The sequence below is a fragment of the Haliea salexigens DSM 19537 genome, from assembly GCF_000423125.1.
GTDB classification, from domain to species: Bacteria; Pseudomonadota; Gammaproteobacteria; order Pseudomonadales; family Halieaceae; genus Haliea; species Haliea salexigens.
In genome coordinates this window covers 56,135-74,493 of sequence record NZ_AUHJ01000001.1, presented here as the reverse complement: position 1 = coordinate 74,493, position 18,359 = coordinate 56,135, and the positions used below count along the sequence as shown (strand labels likewise).

Genomic DNA, 18,359 nt, shown 5'->3' with positions numbered 1-18,359 from the left:
ATGTGGCTAGGCTACGCTGTATGCCTCTGCGGCGCGCCGGCGTCTGGCGAGATCCTCAGGCAGTCGCCGGGCCGCGAAGAAGAACAGGCCGATGGCAACGAGACCAAACAGTGATGCGAGGACCATGGCGTAGCGCAGGCTGTCAGTGCCAAAGCGCGGCGCGAGCAGGTCGCTGGCAAGCCCCGTCAGGAAGGGGCCCAGGCCGAGGCCGATCATGTTCAGGACGAAGAACAGTATGGCCGAGGTGAGCGCGCGCATATTGGGCGGCACCAGGGCATGTGACAGGGCGATGCAGGGCCCCAGGTACATCGCTGTCAGGATATTGGTGAACACCAGGATAACCAGCAGGTGGGTGGTATTGTCAGTCAGCAGCACGTAGAGGTAGGGCCCAAAGGCGATCAGACCGCCAAGCATGGGCACCCACAGATACCAGCGAGGATCGCGAGCGCCGAAGCGATCACCGAGATACCCACCGAGATAGGTACCCAGTGCGCCACCAATCCCGGACACCAGAGCGAGCACGACACCCACCTGCGCCACACTCAGGCCGTGGCTGCGAATCAGGAACGAGGGGAAAAAGTTGCCCACGCCGTAGCTGACAAAGGCGGTGAGGGCGCAGCCCACTGCGATGAGCCAGAAGGAAGGCAACTGTCGCAGCAGTGTCAGGGTGTCGTGCAGGGAGGGCCGGGCGGCGGCATTGTCGGCGGCGGTTTCCCACCGTCCGCGCAGAGGTTCCTGCACCGCGAGACGCAACACGATGGCAAACAGCACGCCGGGAATACCGACGATCAGGAAAGCCGCGCGCCAGCCGAAGGCCTCCGCGATCATGCCACCAAACATGAAGCCCAGCAGTATGCCGACGTAAATACCCATGGAATAGAACGACAGCGCACGCCCTCGCTGTTCCGGCGGAAAATAGTCGCTGATCATCGAATGCGACGGTGGGCTGCCACCGGCCTCACCCAGTCCCACACCGATACGTGCCGCCAGCAGCTGGGCGTAGTTCTGCACAAACCCGGACAGCGCGGTCATGCCGCTCCACACGGCGAGTGATAGCGATACGATATTACGCCGGTTGCCGCGGTCAGCCCAGTAGGCAATGGGGATCCCGGCGGTGACGTAGATCAGGGCGAAGCTGAAACCGCTGAGCAGGCCGAGCTGCGTGTCGGACAGGCCCATGTCGGCCTTGATCGGCTCCTGCAGAATCACCAGAATCTGCCGGTCGATGAAATTGAAGGCATAGACCATGGTCAGCATGACCAGTACAAAACGCTTGTACGCGGGAGAGTAGTCCGGCTGGCCTGTAGTCACGGCTGTGGCATCCTTGTCTTTTTATAGTGTGCCCAATATAACGGAAGCGGTATTCAGGTCAATTTACCAGCTCCGCCATTGCGCGCAGCAGTGCTGTGTCGCCATTGATCAACAGGCTGGTGACCGGGGAGTTTTCCCAGTCGCGCAGCTTTTCCTTGATGCGGTCACGGGGACCCGAGAGCGAAATCTCGTCGGCGAAGGCGTCGGGCACCAAGGCAATTGCCTCGTCCCGCTTGCCGGCGAAAAATAGTTCTTGAATTTGCTCGGCTTCATCCGCGAAACCCATGCGCGCCATCAGTTCCTTGTGGAAGTTGCGTGCTTTGGACCCCATGCCGCCAATGTAGAAGCCCAACATGGCCTTGACCGGGTACAGCGCTTCGTCGAGATTGTCGTTGATGTTGCACAGTACCAGCGCGGGAATTTCGAAGCCGGGTCTGGCGTTGCGCAACTGGCTGGCGTAGACCTCCTGACGGTAGGGGGAGTAGTAGAGTGGCAGCCAGCCATCGGCAATCTCCGCGGTCTGTTCGACATTTTTCGGGCCTTCGGCGCCAATAAAGATGGGCAAGTCAGCCCGTAGCGGGTGGAGGATGGGCTTGAGCGGTTTACCCATGCCCCAGGCGCCTGGGCCGTGGTAGGGCAGGGAGTAGAACTCACTGTCGCTGGTAACAGGTGCCTGTCGCGCCAGTACCTGGCGAATGATATCGACATAATCCCGTGTGCGTGTCACCGGTTTGCTGTAAGGCTGGCCGTACCAGCCCTCCACCACCTGGGGGCCGGAAACGCCGAGGCCAAGAATCATGCGCCCGCCTGAAAGGTGGTCAAGGGCCATGGCGGCCATCGCGCAGGCGGTGGGTGTGCGCGCGGAAAGCTGTGCGACGGCCGTGCCGAGCCGAATGCGAGACGTCTGGCTGCCAATCCATGCCAGGGGAGTGAAACAGTCATTTCCCCAGGACTCCGCGACCCACACCGAATCAAAGTTCAGCCGCTCCGCCTCTTGTGCCAGCTCGACCATGTTTGGCTGCGGTTGCGCGCCCCAGTAGCCGAGTTGCAGTCCCAGCGTCAATTTGCCCATGTTGCGTTTCCTCACTTTGGGTGTGCATTATTGTGCGAGCTACTCTACCCCAATCGCGCCCCAAGGTGATGCGCGAAAACGGCCATGGGGCCTGTCGCAAGTGTGCAGGCGTGTTATTCTGCGCGGCCATTGGATACACTTGCGCGGCAGTTGGAACCGGGAAAGGATATGATGTCATGTCTCAGCTGACGCACCTCGATGCGTCGGGCACAGCGCGCATGGTGGACGTGGGGGCCAAGCCGGAAACGCGGCGCGAGGCGGTTGCCACGGCCAGCGTCAGCATGCAGCCCGAAACCCTGCGCCTGCTGCGCGAGGGTGCGCACGCCAAAGGCGACGTGCTTACGGTGGCACGGATTGCCGGCATTCAGGGCGCGAAGAAATGCGCAGAGCTTATTCCGCTCTGCCACCCCTTGATGCTCAATAGTATCGATCTCGATTTCACGCTCGATGACGACGCCAGCTGCGTGCACATTGCTGCCCGCTGTCGTGTGTCCGGCAAGACGGGAGTCGAGATGGAAGCCCTGACCGCCGCCTCGGTGGCAGCCCTCACAATTTACGACATGTGCAAGGCCGTGGACCGCGGCATGCTGATCCAGAACCTGGGGCTGCAGGAGAAACATGGCGGCAACTCGGGGAGCTGGGAGCGGTCGCCGGATGACGCCGCATGCTGAGGGTCCTGTTCTTTGCCAGGCTGCGTGAACAGCTCGGCTGCGAGGCGCTGGAGCTGGCCAGTGAACCCGGCATCGACAGTATTGCGGCTCTGCGCGCGGCTCTGTCCGAGCGCGGACCGGTGTGGAAAGAAGCGCTGGCAGACGCAAACCTGCTGGCCGCTGTAAACAAGTCGCTCGCCGAGCCGGGAACCCCGCTTGTGTCGGGTGATGAAGTCGCCTTTTTCCCGCCGGTTACCGGGGGTTGACGTGACACAGAGTGACTGTCGCGTGCGGGTGCAGGAGGCGGCTTTCAGCCCCGACCAGCTGCAGCGGTCGCTGCCCGCAGCGGGGGCGGTGGTGACGTTTACCGGCAACGTGCGCGATGCCGGAGCGGGAGGAGCGGTCGACTCGCTGCAATTGGAGCATTATGCCGGCATGACCGAGCACAGTCTGCAGGCGATTGCCGAGGAGGCGGCGGCGCGCTGGGCACTCGCGGCCGCGCATGTGGTGCACCGGGTTGGGCGTCTTGATGCAGGAGAGGCTATTGTCTGGGTGGGGGTATGCGCCGCGCACCGGGCCGAGGCCTTTGCAGCCTGTGAATTCATCATGGATGCACTCAAGACTCGCGCACCCTTCTGGAAAAAAGAACACGGGCCACAGGGCGCACGCTGGGTGGATGCCCGCGCCAGCGACGTTGCGCGCGCTCAGCGCTGGCAGTTACCCCGAACAGGGGATGCCGACGGGGCCCCTGGCGGGTGAACCTGTAGCGTCCGAAAACAGTATTACTACAACAATGCACAGGAGCAGGTTATGGAATTGGATGGACGGGAGCTGCGCAGCGCTCTGGGACGGTTTGCCACGGGCGTTTGCTTGATCACCGCAGTGAATGAGGAGGGGGAGGCACTGGCACTGACCGCCAACTCTTTCAGCTCGGTGTCGCTGGACCCACCCCTGGTGCTGTGGAGCCTGCAGAACAACTCGGACGTCTTCACCACCTACTCCAAGGCCCGGCACTTCGCGATCAATGTGCTGGCGGGAAATCAGCAGGAGCTTTCTTCGCGTTATGCCCGCAAGGGCGACCATGTGCTGGATGCCGAGCACTTCACGGCAGGCGAGCACGGTGGGGCACCGCTGATCAACGATGCGCTGGTGCAGTTCGAATGCAGTCTGGATGCGACACACCCCGGCGGCGATCACCTGATTATCGTGGGCCGGGTGCACGCTATGCACGCGCAAGTGGAAGGCGAACCGCTGGTGTTTTACAGCGGCGCCTATCGCGCGCTGGCATGAGGCTGGACGGGGCGTTGACCGCATGAATTACTGTACGCTCTGCGGCGCAACCGTAGCCCTGCGGATCCCCGAGGGCGACGATCGCGAGCGCTTTGTCTGTACCGCCTGCGACGTGGTGCACTACGTTAATCCGCGCGTCATTGTGGGCTGCGTTCCGGTGTACGAGGGGCGAATTCTACTGTGCAAGCGCGCGATTGAACCGCGTCTGGGCTACTGGACATTGCCCGCAGGGTTCATGGAAAACGGTGAAACCACAGTGCAGGGGGCGGCGCGTGAAACCTGGGAGGAAGCGCGTGCCCGGGTCACAGAGCTCGAGCTTTACCGCGTCTTTGATGTGCCACACATCAACCAGGTGTACATGTTTTACCGCTGCAACGTGGTCGACGGGGAGTTTGGCGTTGGGCCGGAAAGCACCGACAGTGGCTTTTACCGCCAGGAAGATATTCCCTGGGGAGAAATCGCCTTTCCAGTGGTTCAGGAAACGCTTCAGGAGTTTTTTGCCGACAGCGCATCCGGGCATTTTCCCGTGCGGGTGTCGGCCATAGAGCGGCGTCGACCGCCGGGCTGATAATCGCCATCACCGCGCTGGAAAATACTCGCATACATAAGGAGAACACCCCATGGCATTCCCCAAAGTTGGTAACCTGGCCCCGGCTTTTTCCCTGCTCGATCAGGACGGCAACAGCGTCACCCTGAAGCAGTTCCGGGACAAGAAAAACGTTGTCCTCTATTTTTACCCGAAGGCCATGACGCCGGGCTGCACGGTGCAGGCCTGCGGTATCCGTGACAGCAAGAAGGCCCTGGAGAAGGCCGATACCGTGGTGCTTGGCGTCAGCCCTGACCCGGTAGCGCGCCTCGGAAAATTCATCGAAAAACAGGACCTCAATTTCACGCTGCTGTCCGATGAGGATCACGCGGTTGCCGAGAAATATGGTGCCTGGGGGCTGAAGAAATTCATGGGCCGCGAATTCATGGGGATCCTGCGTACCAGCTTCATCATCGGCAAGGACGGACGCCTCAAGCACGTGATGGATAAAGTGAAGACTAAAAGCCACCACGATGATGTGCTCGCCCTGATCAAAGAGCTCGGGTTGTAACGTGGTTGCCTTCAGCCTCAACGGGCGCAACGTTGAACTCAAGGTGGATCCTGCAACGCCGTTGCTGTGGGTGTTACGGGATCATCTGGGCCTGACCGGCACGCGCTTCGGCTGCGGTATGGGGCTCTGCGGAGCCTGCACCGTGCATCTCGACGGCGCGGCTATTCGCAGCTGCTCGACCCCGGTGTCGCAGGCTGCCGGGCGCAGTGTGACGACGATTGAAGGCCTCGGTGGTGATCACCCGCTACAGCGGGCCTGGGTCGAACACAACGTACCCCAGTGCGGCTATTGCCAGTCCGGGCAGATCATGTCGGCCGCGGCATTGCTGGCATCCAACCCGCAGCCTGACGAAGAGCACATTCGCCAGGCCATGTCGGGCAACCTGTGCCGCTGTGGCACCTATCACAAAGTGCAGCGGGCGATCTTGAGTGTGGCGGCGGTAGAGCACTGGCAGCCCGCCGCGGAGGATGCATCATGAGCCTGACCCGACGCCAGTTCATTCGCAATGTCTCCGTGACCGGTGGTGCTCTGACGCTGGGCTTCCAGCTTACCGCGTGTTCGGGGAAACCCCTGCAACTCGGGAGTGAGGCGGACTTCCAGCCGGATGCTTTCCTGCGCATCGAGCCCGATGGCGCCATCATCCTGCAGATTCCCAAGGCGGAAATGGGGCAGGGTGTGGTGACGGGCATGGTGACTCTGGTCGCCGAGGAGCTGGAGGTACACCCGGAGCGCATTGGCTATGCCATGGCCCCCGTGCACAGCGCCTTCGCCGACCCCGAGATGCGCCTGCAGATTACCGGCGGCAGTGCCTCCATCCGCGTCTACCACGAAATCCTGCGTCAGGTGGGTGCCACAGCCAGAGAGACCCTGGTTGCCGCTGCCATGCAGCAAAGTGGACTCGACCGGGCCAGCCTTGAAGCGCGGGACGGGCGCGTGCGCAGTACCGATGGAGCGGTGGACCTCGCCTATGCGGATCTGGTGGCGATCGCCCGAGCACTACCTGTGGCCAGCGATGTAGCGCTGAAACCGGCGGATCAGTGGCAGTGGATCGGCCATTACGACCAACGCGTGGACGCACAGGCAAAGACGGACGGCAGCGCGCGCTTCGGCATGGATGCAAGCCCCGACGGCTGCCTGACCGCGGTGTTGCTGCGCTGCCCGTGGTTTGACGGTGCCGTCGAGTCCTTCAATGCGGAACAAGCGCTGGAGCACCCCGGGGTGGTCGCGGTATTTGCCACTGAACACGGGGTTGCCGTGGTCGCCGAAGGCTATTGGCCGGCCCGGCAGGCGGCGGGCAAGGTCGAGGTGACCTTTACTCCGCCCGGCGGTGGCCTGCGCGACAGTGCGGCAATTACCGAGGCGCTCACCACGGCACTGGATGGCGATGATTTCGCCAGTGTACGGGACGATCCGGCTAGCACCGAGGCGGGGCAGGGCACGCTGGTGTCGGGGCGTTACGCCGTACCGTTTCTGGCGCACGCCGCCATGGAGCCGCTCAACGCCACCTGTCGTCTGACTGAGGACGGCTGCGAGGTCTGGGTGGGCTCGCAGGCTCCGGACCTGGCGCAGGACGCGGCGTCCCGCGTGCTCGACGTGCCGCGTGAGGCAGTGGTTATTCACAACCAGTTTCTCGGCGGCGGCTTTGGCCGTCGCGCCGCGGCCGATAACGTTGCCGAGGTCGTCGCCATCGCACGGGAACTGAAACGCCCGGTGAAACTCGTGTGGAGTCGCGAAGACGACATGCGCCACGACTGGTACCGGCCGCCCATGGCGGGTGCCATTGAAGCCCGCGTGCACGCCGACGGCAGCATCAGCCATTGGCAACACCGTATTGCGGGGCCCAGTATCAACCAGCAGGTTTTGCCGGTGATGATGGGCGCCATGTTGCCCCAGTGGATTCCGGGTGGACCGCGGCAACTGGTGGGCGACTTTGTCGGCAAAAAGGATTTCGCGTCGGTGGAGGGTTCCAAAGAGCTGCCCTATCAGTTCGACGGTGTCAGTGTCAGCTACCACAACGTGCAGGTGCCGGTGCCGCTGGGATACTGGCGGTCAGTTGGGCACAGTCACAATGCGTTTGTGGTAGAGAGTTTCGTTGACGAACTCGCGCATGCGGCCGGTGTTGACCCGCTGGAATTTCGTCGCAAACATCTTGCCGCCGACTCCCGCGAGCGCCGGGTGCTGGATGCTGTAGCCGCCGCGGCAAGCTGGGGCAATGCCCCTGCGGGCCATTACCAGGGTATTGCCGTGCACGATTCCTTCCAGTCCTGCGTTGCGGAGGTGGTGGAAATATCGCTGGTTGATGGCAAGCCCAAACTGGAACACGTGTATTGCGCGATCGATTGCGGCCAGGTGATCAACCCTGACATAGTGCGTGACCAGATGATCGGCGGCATTGTATTTGCGTTGAGCGCTGCGCTACACGGTGAAATCACGCTGAAAAACGGCGCGGTGGAGCAGAGCAACTACCACGATTACCAGCTGCTGCGGCAGACCGATACGCCCCCCATGACGGTAGTGCTGGTCGAAAGTGCGGCGCCGCCTACCGGGGTGGGTGAGCCGGGCACGCCCCCCGCGGCTCCCGCACTCGCCAATGCCCTGTTCGCGGCCACAGGAGAGCGCCAGCGGCGCCTGCCATTGCGCATGGGCTGACGGCAAAGCCTTGACGGGGTCTCGCTTCGGGTACAGACTAATGCGCATTAGTCTAATGGCGGTATCTGCCCGAGGAGAGACCCATGAGCCGTTGCCCACACTTTGACCTGAACGACCCGGAAAGCTACCGGGGCGGGTTGCCGCGTGACACTTTCACCTACCTGCGGCGCGAAGAGCCGGTGTACTGGCATGAGCCCAGCCATGGCAGCCCGGGTTACTGGGCGGTCACACGGCAGGCGGAAATCGACGAAGTGTCGAAAAACCCGCAGTTGTTTTCCTCCGCCGAACGTACCTGCATGTTGAATAATCCCACGCCGGACGAGGTGGAGATGATGCAGGCGCTGATGATCAATATGGACCCTCCCAAGCACCTGAAGTACCGGCGCCTGGTGCGCTCCGCCTTCACACCGCGCAAAGTGGACAGCTACGAACCGCGGTTTCGCGAAATCGCCCGGGAAATTCTGGACCGCGCGCTCCCCGCGGGGCGCTGTGACTTTGTCGAAGATATCGCCATGGAGTTGCCGCTGATTGCCATTTGCGAGCTGATGGGGGTGCCGCTGGAGAAGCGCCAGCGCCTGTTTGAGCTGACGAATATCATGCTCGGCATGGACGACCCTGACCTCACCACCTCGGCGGAGGATGGCATGAACGCCATGGTCGAGATGTTCATGCTGGGTATGGAGCTGGCCACAGCCCACAGGGAGCACGGATCCGAGGGGATTGTTGCCACATTGCTGGACGGCACCGTGGAAGACGAACCTCTCACGGATGAAGAGTTTTGTAATTTCTTCATGTTGCTGATTGTCGCGGGCAATGAAACCACGCGCACAGTCACCAGCCAGGGCATGCGCATGCTGCTGGAGAACCCAGCGCAGTTTCAGGCGCTGGTTGATAACCCGGCGCTGGTGCCCGATGCCATCGAGGAATTCCTGCGCTACAACCCGGCGGTGATTGCGTTCCGGCGCACGGCGACGGAGGACACCACGCTGGGTGGCCGCAACATCCGCAAGGGCGAGTTGGTGCAGCTGTTTTACGGTGCAGCCAGTGCTGACGAGACCGTATTCGATGACCCCGATCGCTTCGATATCCTGCGCAATCAGCGCGAGGATGTGCGCAATGGCCACCGTGCGTTCGGTGTGGGGCAGCATTTCTGTCTCGGCTCTCACCTGGCCCGTTTGGAGCTGACCGTGATTTTCGAGGAAATTGTGCGCCGCATGCGCAATCCGCGCCTCGACGGTGAAATCCAGTGGCTGCGTTCAAGCTTCATTCACGGGATCAAGCACATGCCCATCGTGTTCGACGTGGCCTGAGGGACCGCCACTCGCACCCGGTCGCCGGGTGCGGGCCGCGTGGGGCTGGCCCACGGTTCATGCTATTGTGCCCGACGTTGAATTCTGGCCGCGGCGAGAGCCCTGACCTTGGTGTAGCGGCGTGCTCGCAGCACAATGGCGGGTCTGTCATTGAAGGAGCAACTGACCATGTCCATGCCTACCGATATCGGTGTTATCGACCTCATGCTGGCCGTACCCGGCGACGACAACAGTAATTTCTACGAGTGGATCAAGCCCATGCTCATGGACAAGCAGAGCCATGAGATGTTCAAGATGCCCGCGCAGTACATGTTCAAGGACATTCCGCAGATCGACGGGCAGGACGATTACGTGGCCTACACCGTGGCGCAGATGGACAAGCACAATATCGAGCGCGCCATGATCGGGGTCGGACCGTACGCGGAGCAGCACAAGGAAGCCCTGCGCAGGTTCCCCGATCGATTCTTTGCCTGTTACGAAGCCAATCCCAACAACGGCATGGACGAGGTGCGCACCATTGTCGCACTGAAGGAAGAGTTCGATATCAAGGCTGTTACCGCATCGCCTGCCATGATCTGTCCGCCGGTGCCCGTGAATGACAAGAAGTGGTACCCCATCTACGCGAAACTTGTCGAACTGGATATACCCTTCTGCCCCTGCATGGGTATTCCCGGCCCCCGCTTGCCCTTTGGGCCGCAGAAAGTTGAATTGCTTGACGAGGTGCTGTGGTTCTTTCCCGAGCTCAACGTGGTCACACGTCATGGCTGCGAGCCCTGGACCGACGTGGCCTGGAAAATGATGTTGAAATACCCGAACCTGCATTACATGACCAGCGCGTTTGCACCCAAGCATTATCCGAAGGACATCGTGCATTTCGCCAACACGCGCGGCGCCGATCAAGTAATGTATGCCGGCTATTTCCCCATGGGCCTGTCGCTGGATCGTATTTTCCGCGAAATGCCGGATGTACCTTTCCGGGACGAAGTGTGGCCCAAGTTCCTGCGCGAGAACGCGCTGCGTGTATTCAAACTGGATAAATAGGAACCGTTGATGGAATACGTCGAAGTCGAACAGGCGGTAAATGCCCCCGGGCTGCGGTTGGTTCTCACCGCTGGTGTGCCGGGGCCCTGGGGTGAAGCCGCGAAGTCGCTCTTCGAGTACAAGGGGCTCGAGTACCTGCCGGTGCGTCAGGAGGGGGGCGGCGAAAACGCCGCGTTGATGGCCTGGACCGGGCAGAGCTCCGCGCCGGTCGCCGTGTTCGAGGATCTGCCGCCCGTGTGCCACTGGTTGGACCTGTTGCACCTGGCTGAACGACTGGCGCCGACGCCGGCGCTGTTGCCCGCGGATCCGGCACAGCGTGCCGAAGTACTCGGCCTGTCGGCGCTGATTGCCGGCGTTGACGGGTTTGGCTGGCAGCGCCGCCTGCAGCTGTTTGTGCCGGGCATGGCGCTGGCCGAGCCCCCGGAGTCGATTGTGCGCATGGCCGGCAAGTACGGCTGGAGCGAGCAGGCAGCCGCGCAGGCTGACCAGCGCATGGCTGCCATCGCCGGACTGCTGGATGAGCGCCTCGCCGCGCAGGAGGCCGCCGGCAACCCCTGGCTGGTTGGGGAGGGCGTCACCGCGGTGGATTTCTACTGGGCCAACTTTGTCGGCATGGTGTTGCCGCTGCCCCCGGAGGTCAATCCCATGCCGGATTACCTGCGTGGCATGTATGCGTCCGGTGCTGAGAAGACCACCCGCTGGCTCAGGCCGCGGCTGCTGGCGCACCGCGATTCCATGTACCGCGAGCACATTCGCTTGCCAATGGATTTCTAGGCGCCGGCGATAGCGAACGGCGTGCTTTTGTACAACCATGAACGATAACAACAAGGGAGAATTGTCATGCTTTCACAACAGGAACTGTCAGACCGGCTGGAACTGCAGGATCTCGTATTTCACTACTCACACCTGATCGACAGCAAGGCCTTCGATGACCTGCGCGGTGTATTCACCGAGGACGCACACGTTGATTACTCGGCCTTCGGTGGTTCAGTCGGCAACCTCGAGGAGACCATCGCCTATTTGAAGGATGCGGTTTCCGATGGCATCTTTCCCAACAGCCAGCACCTGAACGCCAACCTGCAGTTCGTGGTGAATGGCGACACGGCGACCGGCCGCGTCATGTGCTTCAACCCGATGGAAATGGCGTTGCCCGAAGGAGGGCTCCACGTGTTCCTGCTGGGACTGTGGTATGTCGACGAGTATGTGCGTACGGCTCAGGGCTGGCGCATTCGGCGCCGCGTCGAGGAGAAAAGCTGGGTATTCAACGCCCCTGATTTCATGGGGCTCTAAAACACTCGCTTGATCACCGCCAACCCCGGGTTGCTGCGGGTGCCCCAACGAGGCACCCGTGTGGCGTGCGGTGCCCGCTAGCGGTGTGGCCACTCTGCCAGGTGCGCGGCACGAATATCGGGTTTCAGCAGTTTACCGGTGGCGTTGCGCACCAGCGGTTGCTGCGTAAAGCGCCATTGGGTGGGTATCTTGTAGCCTGCCATGTGCTCACGCAGGTAGCTCACCAGCTGGTCAACCTCAAGATTGGCTGCGCCATTCACTGTGGCCGCCAGCTCCTCGCCCAGGTCCGGGTGGGGCAGCCCATAGACTGACGCTTCAATCACCTGTGGATGGGCGGTCAACACGCCTTCCACTTCGACCGGGTAAATGTTTTCGCCATTGCGGATGACCATGTCCTTGATGCGGTCAACCACGTGAACAAAACCGTGTTCGTCCACAAAACCGATATCGCCGGTTTTCACCCAGCCATCGACAAAGGTTTCCGCGGTGGGTTTGGGCAGGTTCCAGTATTCGCGCGCATTGGTCGGGCTGCGCACCATCAGTTCACCCGGTTGGCCGGGTGGCAGCACAGTGCCGTCCGGGTCCACACTCTGCATATCGACGATAGGGGAAATGGTGCCTGCCGCGGTCGGTTGCAACCGGTAGGCCTCGCCGGTACAGCTGCTGCCGGTAGCATTGGTTTCGGTCATGCCGTAGCCGGTGCCGGGGTAGGCGTCGGGCACCTTGCGGTAGATAAGATCCTTCAGGTGCGGTGGGCAGGCCGCGCCGCCGGCGCCGAGGGAAAACAGGCTGCGCGTGTCGGTGCGCTCAAAGGCCGGTGATTCGAGCATGGCTATGGTCATGGCCGGCACACCGGTAAACACCGTAATGCGCTCACGCTCGATGACCTTGAGCGCCTCTTCCGGGTCCCACTTGTAGAGAATGCTGGTTTTACGACCGCCGCGCAGGTTGAGCAGGAAAATGGCGTAGCAGCCGGACACATGGAACAGCGGTACCGCAAGCAGGGTGCAGGGTTCAAAGCCGGAACCCATCATCTTGCCGATGACTTCGGGGTTGGTCATGGCGGATACGTAAGCCATCAGCTCGAAGTTCTGCAGTGCCTGGCAGATGGCGGCGTGGGTCGAAGCGGCACCTTTCGGCTTGCCGGTAGTACCCGAGGTATACATGATCATTGCCAGGTCTTCGCGATCCAGCGCCACCTCTGGCGCCTGTGCCGGGCTTTCCTGCGTCGCTTCCCAGCGCGTAGCAGCGTCGATGTCTGCGGAACCGCTGCGCACCACCACCGCCTGGCAATCCAGCTCGGCGAGTTGCGCACGCACCAGCGTATGGCGCTCTATGTCGCAGACCACCAGACGCGCCCCGGCGTCGTTCAATGCATAGCCCAGTTCTTCCGCGCGGCCCCAGCTGTTGAGCGGGACAACGATCGCGCCCGTTGCCTGAATGCCGACAAATGCGAACATCCACTCCGGGTAGTTGCGCATGGCGATGGCAACCCGGTCGCCCTTGCGAATGCCCGCCTGGTGCACCAGATAGTGTGCAAAGCGGTCGGCCGCGGCAAAGAACTCCGTGAAGGTGTAGCGCTCATCTTCGTAGGTGATAGCCGTTTTGTCGCCATGGGCCCGTCCGGCGTCCAGCGCTTCGCGCAGGGTGGACGGTGCATTGGCGTAACAGCGCATGGTGATGCCATTCACGCTGCAGTCTTTGAGTTCGAAGGGTGCTCCGGGAGCAGTCAGTTGTTCGGCGGCGGCGCGCAGGCTCGCGCTGAGGGCGGCGACATCATTCATGGCGGTCAGTAGTCTCCAGTCGTCGTCAGGGGATGCGGGGTGAAGTGGGGGCATGATACACAAGCGGCGTTGGCATGGGCAGTATTGCCGCAGCCCCGTCGCGAATTGAACGGCGCCGGTCCATTCCGTTACACTGCCCCGCTTTGCCCTGCGCAGGTACCTCGTGCCAACGCTCACGGGCCTGACAGCGGGGACACGCAGTGGCGACTATCATAACCTGCAATACCAATGGCATACGCGCCGCCGCGCGCAAGGGTTTCTTCGACTGGTTGGCGCAGCAGGATGCCGATGTGGTGTGCATTCAGGAAACCAAGGCGCAGGAAGAGCAACTGCAGGATCCGGTGTTCACGCCGCCCGGCTACCACTGCTATTACAATGATGCGCAGCGCAAGGGTTACAGCGGCACGGCGCTCTACACGCGTGTGAAACCGCGAGCTGTGACAACTCGCCTGGGCTGGGAGTCTGCAGATACCGAAGGGCGCTACCTGCAGGCAGACTTCGATGGGGTGAGCGTCATCTCCCTGTATATGCCCTCGGGTTCGAGTAGCGAAGCAGCGCTGGCAAAGAAGTATGACTTCATGGAACGCTTTTACGAGCACCTGCGCGGGCTGCGTCGCAAGCGTCGCGAGTTCATTATCTGCGCCGACTGGAACATCTGCCACCAGCCTATCGACCTCAGGAACTGGAAAGCAAACCAGAAAAACTCCGGTTTTCTGCCCGAGGAGCGCGCCTGGCTGGACCGCGTGTACGACGAGCTCGGTTACAGCGATGCTTTCCGCCTGGTCAACCAGGAACCCGATCAGTACACCTGGTGGTCCAACCGGGGGCAAGCCTGGGCGAAGAACGTGGGATGGCGCCTGGACTACCATGTGATTACGCCGGGTTTGCGCGGCTGTGTGCGCGACGCGGGTATCTACACGGCCGAGCGTTTTTCCGATCACGCGCCACAAATCATGGTGTACGACCTTGAGCTGCAGTCCTGACTGCCCGCCAGATTGCAGCACCGAGGGTTTCGCTGTACATTTGGCGCCTGTTATTTTCCCCCCGTTACCGCTCGCGCCAGTCGGCGCAGGCTGCAAGGAGTTGTCATGAGTTTGTTCATTGCCAGTGCTCACGCCCAGGCCCAGGGTGGCGCCCAGGGTGGCGGCGAGATCTTCCAGATTGTGTTTCTGGTGGGGCTTTTCGCGCTGTTCTACTTCATCGCCATCCGTCCACAGCGCAAGCGCCAGAAAGAGCATGCGCAGATGGTGGCCGCGCTCGGCAAGGGTGACGAAGTGGTGACCAGCTCCGGAATCCTCGGCCGTATCACCGGGCTCGACGACAACTATGTGGTCTTGAACGTAGCGAATAATGTCGACATGAAGTTCCAGCGCATCCATATCCACGCGGTGTTGCCGAAAGGAACCCTCAAGTCGATCGGCTGATGAAAGGGCTTGCGCTGCCGCCAAGGATTGCGCTGGCCCAGCGCCCCACCCCCTTGCAGTACCTGCCCCGGGCCACTGAGCGCTGGGGCTGTGGCAAGCGGCTCTGGATCAAGCGCGATGACCTGACCGGTTGTCTGCTGAGTGGCAACAAGGTGCGCAAACTCGAATTTATCGTTGCGCATGCGCTCGCCGAAGGCTACGACACGCTGATCACCTGCGGTGGTCTGCAAAGCAACCATTGTCGCGCAACGGCTTTTGCCGCGGCACAGGCCGGCCTCTCGGCACACCTCGTGCTGCGCGGGGACACACCGCTTACGGGGCAGGGCAACTATCTGCTCGGTCAGTTGGCCGGTGCCACCATCAATTGCTATCCCAAGAGCCACTATGTTGCCGAACTGCCTGCGTTGCTTGAAGCCTGGCGCGTACACTATGCAGAGCGGGGTAAAAAGGCGCTGGTGATTCCCACCGGCGGCAGCGATGGGCTGGGTATCTGGGGCTACATTGCCGCCTGCGAGGAACTGCGCGAGGACCTCGCCCGGGCGGATATCGAGTCGGCCCATCTGGTGACCGCCACGGGTTCCGGCGGCACCCAGGCTGGCCTCACCCTGGGCACGACCCTGCACGCTCTGCCGCTCACGGTCTGGGGCGTCAACGTCTGTGACGATGAAGCGTATTTCCTCAACAAGGTTGCGACGGATGTTGCGGACTGGCGCAGCCGTTTCCCCGGCCAACCCGCAGCAACGGTCACACCGCGTGTGATCGATGGGTACGTCGGTGCGGGCTACGGTGTGGCGAGCCCTGAGGTATTGCGGGTTATCGCAGACCTGGCGGCACTGGAGGGCGTATTGCTCGATCCGGTGTATACCGGCAAGGCCTTCCATGGGCTCGTAAAGGAGCTGCCGACGGGCCGTTTCGACGATCAACGCGATATTGTATTTCTGCACTCCGGGGGCGTATTCGGTGTGTTCCCGCAGGCGGACCAGTTCGGTTTCTTGCACACCGCCGCCAGCGGTTAATTCAGGGTCACAATAATGATGCAGGCATTCGGCGAATTCGTCACCACAATCAATGGCTGGGCCTGGGGCCCTGTGATGCTGGTTCTCCTGCTGGGCACCGGCCTCTACCTGAGCATAGGCTTGCGCTTCCTCACCCTGCGCAATATCCCGCGCGCATTCCGCCTTCTTTTCAGTGGCCGGGGAGGGCAGGGGCAGGGTGATATTTCTCCCTTCAGCGCACTCATGACCTCACTCTCGGCAACCATCGGTACCGGTAATATCGCCGGGGTCGCCACTGCACTCGTGCTCGGTGGCCCTGGTGCCCTGTTCTGGATGTGGATTACGGCGCTGGTGGGTATGGCAACCAAATACGCCGAAGCAGTCTGCGCTGTGCGTTTCCGGGAGCAGGACGCAGCGGGTAACTACAGTGGTGGGCCCATGTACTATATTCGCAATGGGCTGCACCAGCGCTGGCACTGGCTGGCCTGGGCCTTTGCGATTTTCGGTACCCTGGCGGGCTTTGGTATTGCCAACACGGTGCAGTCCAACTCGGTGTCACAGGTCCTCGAGGATTTTCTCGCTGTACCGCCGCTGGCAACGGGTCTGGTGCTGATGTGCCTCGTGGCCGCGGTGATTCTCGGAGGCGTGAAGCGGATTGCGCGCGTTGCGAGCTGGCTGGTACCAATGATGGCACTGGGTTACATCATCATGGGGGTGCTGGTACTGGTCACCCACGTTACGGCGATTCCGGCGGCCGTGGTCACCATCGTCAACGCAGCCTTCAGTGGCTCGGCCGCAGCGGGGGGCTTTGCCGGGGCGACGGTCTGGGCAGCGATTCGCTTTGGCGTCGCGCGCGGCATCTTCTCTAACGAGGCAGGCCTCGGCAGCGCGCCTATCGCACACGCTGCGGCGCAGACCAGTCAGCCGGTCCAGCAGGGCATGATCGCCATGCTGGGTACTTTCATCGACACGCTGGTCGTCTGCACCATGACCGGGTTGGTCATTGTTATCATGGATGTACTGCCCACCGGGGTCAGTGGCGCCAGCCTGACATCCATGGCGTTTGCCCAGGGCATGCCCGGGGGTGAATACGTGGTGACCCTGGGGCTCTGCCTGTTTGCCTTCACCACCATGATTGGCTGGTCGTTCTATGGCGAGCGTTGCGCCGTCTTCCTGTTTGGCATCCGTGCGAGCTTGCCTTTCCGCCTACTCTGGGTGCTGGCCATTCCGGTGGGTACGCTGATCGACCTGGAGCTGGTCTGGCTGATTGCCGACACCCTCAACGCCTTCATGGCCATCCCCAACCTGATTGCGTTGATCCTGCTGGCGCCGCTGGTGTTTCGCATCAGCCGGGCCTATTTCGACGGTCAGCCCGCACCGGAGGCCTGAGCTGCAGCGGCCTTTCGGGGCGCCCCGGCATCCCGTGTCACGGTTGCTAGGCGCGCAGGAGGGTTGCGGTTACACTGCCCGCCATGGCAGATGAAAACCCCAACAAGCTTGTTATCGCGATTTCTTCGCGCGCGCTGTTTGATCTGGATGCCAGCCATCAGGTGTTCGAACAGGACGGCCTGAAGGCCTATTCCGAATACCAGATCGCGCACGAAGAAGAACCGCTGGCACCCGGCGAGGCCTTCCCGCTGGTGCAGAAAATGCTGCGGCTGAATTCCCTGCTGGGCGACAGTGTGGGCGTGGAAGTGGTGTTGCTGTCGCGCAACAGTGCCGACACCGGCCTGCGCGTGTTCAACTCCATCCAGCACTACGAGCTACCGATCACCCGGGCGGCCTTTTGTGGCGGCGAAAGCCCCTGGCGCTATATCAACGCCTTCGGGTGCCAGCTGTTTCTTTCCAACGAAGCCGAGGATGTGCGCTATGCGCTCGCCTGTGGGGTGGCCGCGGCCACGCTGGTGTCCAATAAGAGCGGCAATTCAGGCACCGACCAGCTGCGCTTCGCCTTTGACGGCGATGCCGTGGTGTTCTCCGATGAGGCCGAACAGGTCTACAAGTCGCAGGGGCTGGAAGCCTTCACTGCCAGCGAACGCGCGGCAGCGCGCACACCGTTGAGTGGCGGGCCGTTTCAACCCTTTCTCGCGGCGCTGCATCGCCTGCAGCAGGCGTTTCCCGCCAGTGAGGCACCCATACGCACCGCGCTGGTGACCGCGCGCTCGGCGCCGGCGCATGAACGTGTCATCCGCACGCTGCGTGCCTGGAATATTCGTATTGATGAGTCCATCTTTCTCGGCGGCCTGAACAAGACCGAGTTCCTGCGCGCCTACCAGGCGGATGTGTTTTTTGACGATCAGGAGACTCACTGCCAGCTCGCCAGTCCGCACATTGCCACCGGCCATGTGCCACACGGCGTTGCCAACCGCTAGCCCACGGTTTCTTATTCTACGGGTCTGTTATTCCATTGCTCTTGGCAACAGCCAGCTTTAACTACTATTCTGTA

At 61.9% G+C, this 18,359-nt stretch carries 20 protein-coding genes; 17 read left to right on the top strand and 3 right to left on the bottom strand.

The genetic code is table 11. The features are described from left to right. Positions 1-6: 6 nt before the first annotated feature. Together G533_RS19955 and G533_RS0100390 are read right to left on the bottom strand one after the other, a co-directional pair. Positions 7-1,311 (bottom strand): spinster family MFS transporter, encoded by a 1,305-nt coding sequence (locus tag G533_RS19955; RefSeq protein WP_035525775.1) that lies wholly within the window; start codon positions 1,309-1,311, stop codon positions 7-9. 58 nt (positions 1,312-1,369) lie between these two features. After that, on the bottom strand, positions 1,370-2,383 hold the full coding sequence (locus tag G533_RS0100390; protein ID WP_084638719.1) for an LLM class F420-dependent oxidoreductase: 1,014 nt from the start codon (positions 2,381-2,383) through the stop codon (positions 1,370-1,372). Between the two features lie 176 nt (positions 2,384-2,559). Here G533_RS0100390 and moaC point away from each other — a divergent pair, with 176 nt between their 5' ends. From moaC to G533_RS0100330, 12 genes are all read left to right on the top strand, one after another. Beyond that, the gene (gene moaC / locus G533_RS0100385; RefSeq protein ID WP_027948240.1) at positions 2,560-3,054 is read left to right on the top strand and encodes a cyclic pyranopterin monophosphate synthase MoaC; all 495 of its coding nucleotides are present in this window, start codon (positions 2,560-2,562) and stop codon (positions 3,052-3,054) included. Then, complete coding sequence (moaD, locus tag G533_RS0100380) at positions 3,048-3,299, top strand: molybdopterin converting factor subunit 1 (protein ID WP_027948239.1); 252 nt, start codon at positions 3,048-3,050, stop codon at positions 3,297-3,299. Before moaC ends, moaD begins: the two co-directional genes overlap by 7 nt. A 1-nt stretch (position 3,300) precedes the next feature. Continuing rightward, positions 3,301-3,792, top strand: coding sequence for a molybdenum cofactor biosynthesis protein MoaE (locus G533_RS0100375; protein WP_027948238.1), 492 nt, complete (start codon positions 3,301-3,303; stop codon positions 3,790-3,792). A gap of 51 nt (positions 3,793-3,843) precedes the next feature. Beyond that, entirely contained in the window at positions 3,844-4,323 is a 480-nt protein-coding gene (locus G533_RS0100370; protein ID WP_027948237.1) for a flavin reductase family protein, read from the top strand. A 22-nt stretch (positions 4,324-4,345) separates the two neighbouring features. After that, on the top strand, positions 4,346-4,891 hold the full coding sequence (locus G533_RS0100365; RefSeq protein WP_027948236.1) for an NUDIX hydrolase: 546 nt from the start codon (positions 4,346-4,348) through the stop codon (positions 4,889-4,891). Between the two features lie 52 nt (positions 4,892-4,943). Beyond that, entirely contained in the window at positions 4,944-5,420 is a 477-nt protein-coding gene (gene bcp / locus G533_RS0100360; RefSeq protein WP_027948235.1) for a thioredoxin-dependent thiol peroxidase, read from the top strand. A 1-nt stretch (position 5,421) separates the two neighbouring features. Beyond that, positions 5,422-5,898 carry a (2Fe-2S)-binding protein gene (locus G533_RS0100355; RefSeq protein ID WP_027948234.1) on the top strand — a complete coding sequence of 159 codons (477 nt, stop codon included), beginning with the start codon at positions 5,422-5,424 and terminating at the stop codon, positions 5,896-5,898. Further along, positions 5,895-8,069 (top strand): xanthine dehydrogenase family protein molybdopterin-binding subunit, encoded by a 2,175-nt coding sequence (locus tag G533_RS0100350; protein ID WP_027948233.1) that lies wholly within the window; start codon positions 5,895-5,897, stop codon positions 8,067-8,069. The genes G533_RS0100355 and G533_RS0100350 overlap by 4 nt, the downstream gene beginning before the upstream one ends. Positions 8,070-8,152: 83 nt before the next feature. After that, positions 8,153-9,379: a cytochrome P450 gene (locus tag G533_RS0100345; protein WP_027948232.1), complete on the top strand. Its 1,227-nt coding sequence runs from the start codon at positions 8,153-8,155 to the stop codon at positions 9,377-9,379. A gap of 168 nt (positions 9,380-9,547) precedes the next feature. After that, positions 9,548-10,420, top strand: a complete 873-nt coding sequence (locus G533_RS0100340) for an amidohydrolase family protein (protein ID WP_027948231.1) — start codon at positions 9,548-9,550, stop codon at positions 10,418-10,420. Between the two features lie 9 nt (positions 10,421-10,429). Continuing rightward, the gene (locus G533_RS0100335) at positions 10,430-11,194 is read left to right on the top strand and encodes a glutathione S-transferase family protein (protein ID WP_027948230.1); all 765 of its coding nucleotides are present in this window, start codon (positions 10,430-10,432) and stop codon (positions 11,192-11,194) included. A gap of 66 nt (positions 11,195-11,260) precedes the next feature. Further along, positions 11,261-11,710, top strand: coding sequence for a nuclear transport factor 2 family protein (locus G533_RS0100330; protein WP_027948229.1), 450 nt, complete (start codon positions 11,261-11,263; stop codon positions 11,708-11,710). A 77-nt stretch (positions 11,711-11,787) separates the two neighbouring features. Here the strand turns inward: G533_RS0100330 and G533_RS0100325 are convergent, their stop codons facing one another. Further along, the gene (locus tag G533_RS0100325; protein WP_027948228.1) at positions 11,788-13,494 is read right to left on the bottom strand and encodes a class I adenylate-forming enzyme family protein; all 1,707 of its coding nucleotides are present in this window, start codon (positions 13,492-13,494) and stop codon (positions 11,788-11,790) included. A 200-nt stretch (positions 13,495-13,694) separates the two neighbouring features. Between G533_RS0100325 and G533_RS0100320 the strand changes: the two genes are divergently transcribed. From G533_RS0100320 to G533_RS0100300, 5 genes are all read left to right on the top strand, one after another. Beyond that, on the top strand, positions 13,695-14,477 hold the full coding sequence (locus G533_RS0100320; protein WP_027948227.1) for an exodeoxyribonuclease III: 783 nt from the start codon (positions 13,695-13,697) through the stop codon (positions 14,475-14,477). Between the two features lie 105 nt (positions 14,478-14,582). Beyond that, complete coding sequence (yajC, locus tag G533_RS0100315; protein WP_027948226.1) at positions 14,583-14,918, top strand: preprotein translocase subunit YajC; 336 nt, start codon at positions 14,583-14,585, stop codon at positions 14,916-14,918. After that, on the top strand, positions 14,918-15,934 hold the full coding sequence (locus G533_RS0100310) for a 1-aminocyclopropane-1-carboxylate deaminase/D-cysteine desulfhydrase (RefSeq protein ID WP_035525771.1): 1,017 nt from the start codon (positions 14,918-14,920) through the stop codon (positions 15,932-15,934). Before yajC ends, G533_RS0100310 begins: the two co-directional genes overlap by 1 nt. Before the next feature lie 18 nt (positions 15,935-15,952). Further along, positions 15,953-17,302, top strand: coding sequence for an alanine/glycine:cation symporter family protein (locus G533_RS0100305; RefSeq protein ID WP_027948224.1), 1,350 nt, complete (start codon positions 15,953-15,955; stop codon positions 17,300-17,302). Positions 17,303-17,385: 83 nt separating this feature from the next. After that, positions 17,386-18,285 carry a 5'-nucleotidase gene (locus tag G533_RS0100300; protein WP_027948223.1) on the top strand — a complete coding sequence of 300 codons (900 nt, stop codon included), beginning with the start codon at positions 17,386-17,388 and terminating at the stop codon, positions 18,283-18,285. Positions 18,286-18,359 lie beyond the last annotated feature (74 nt).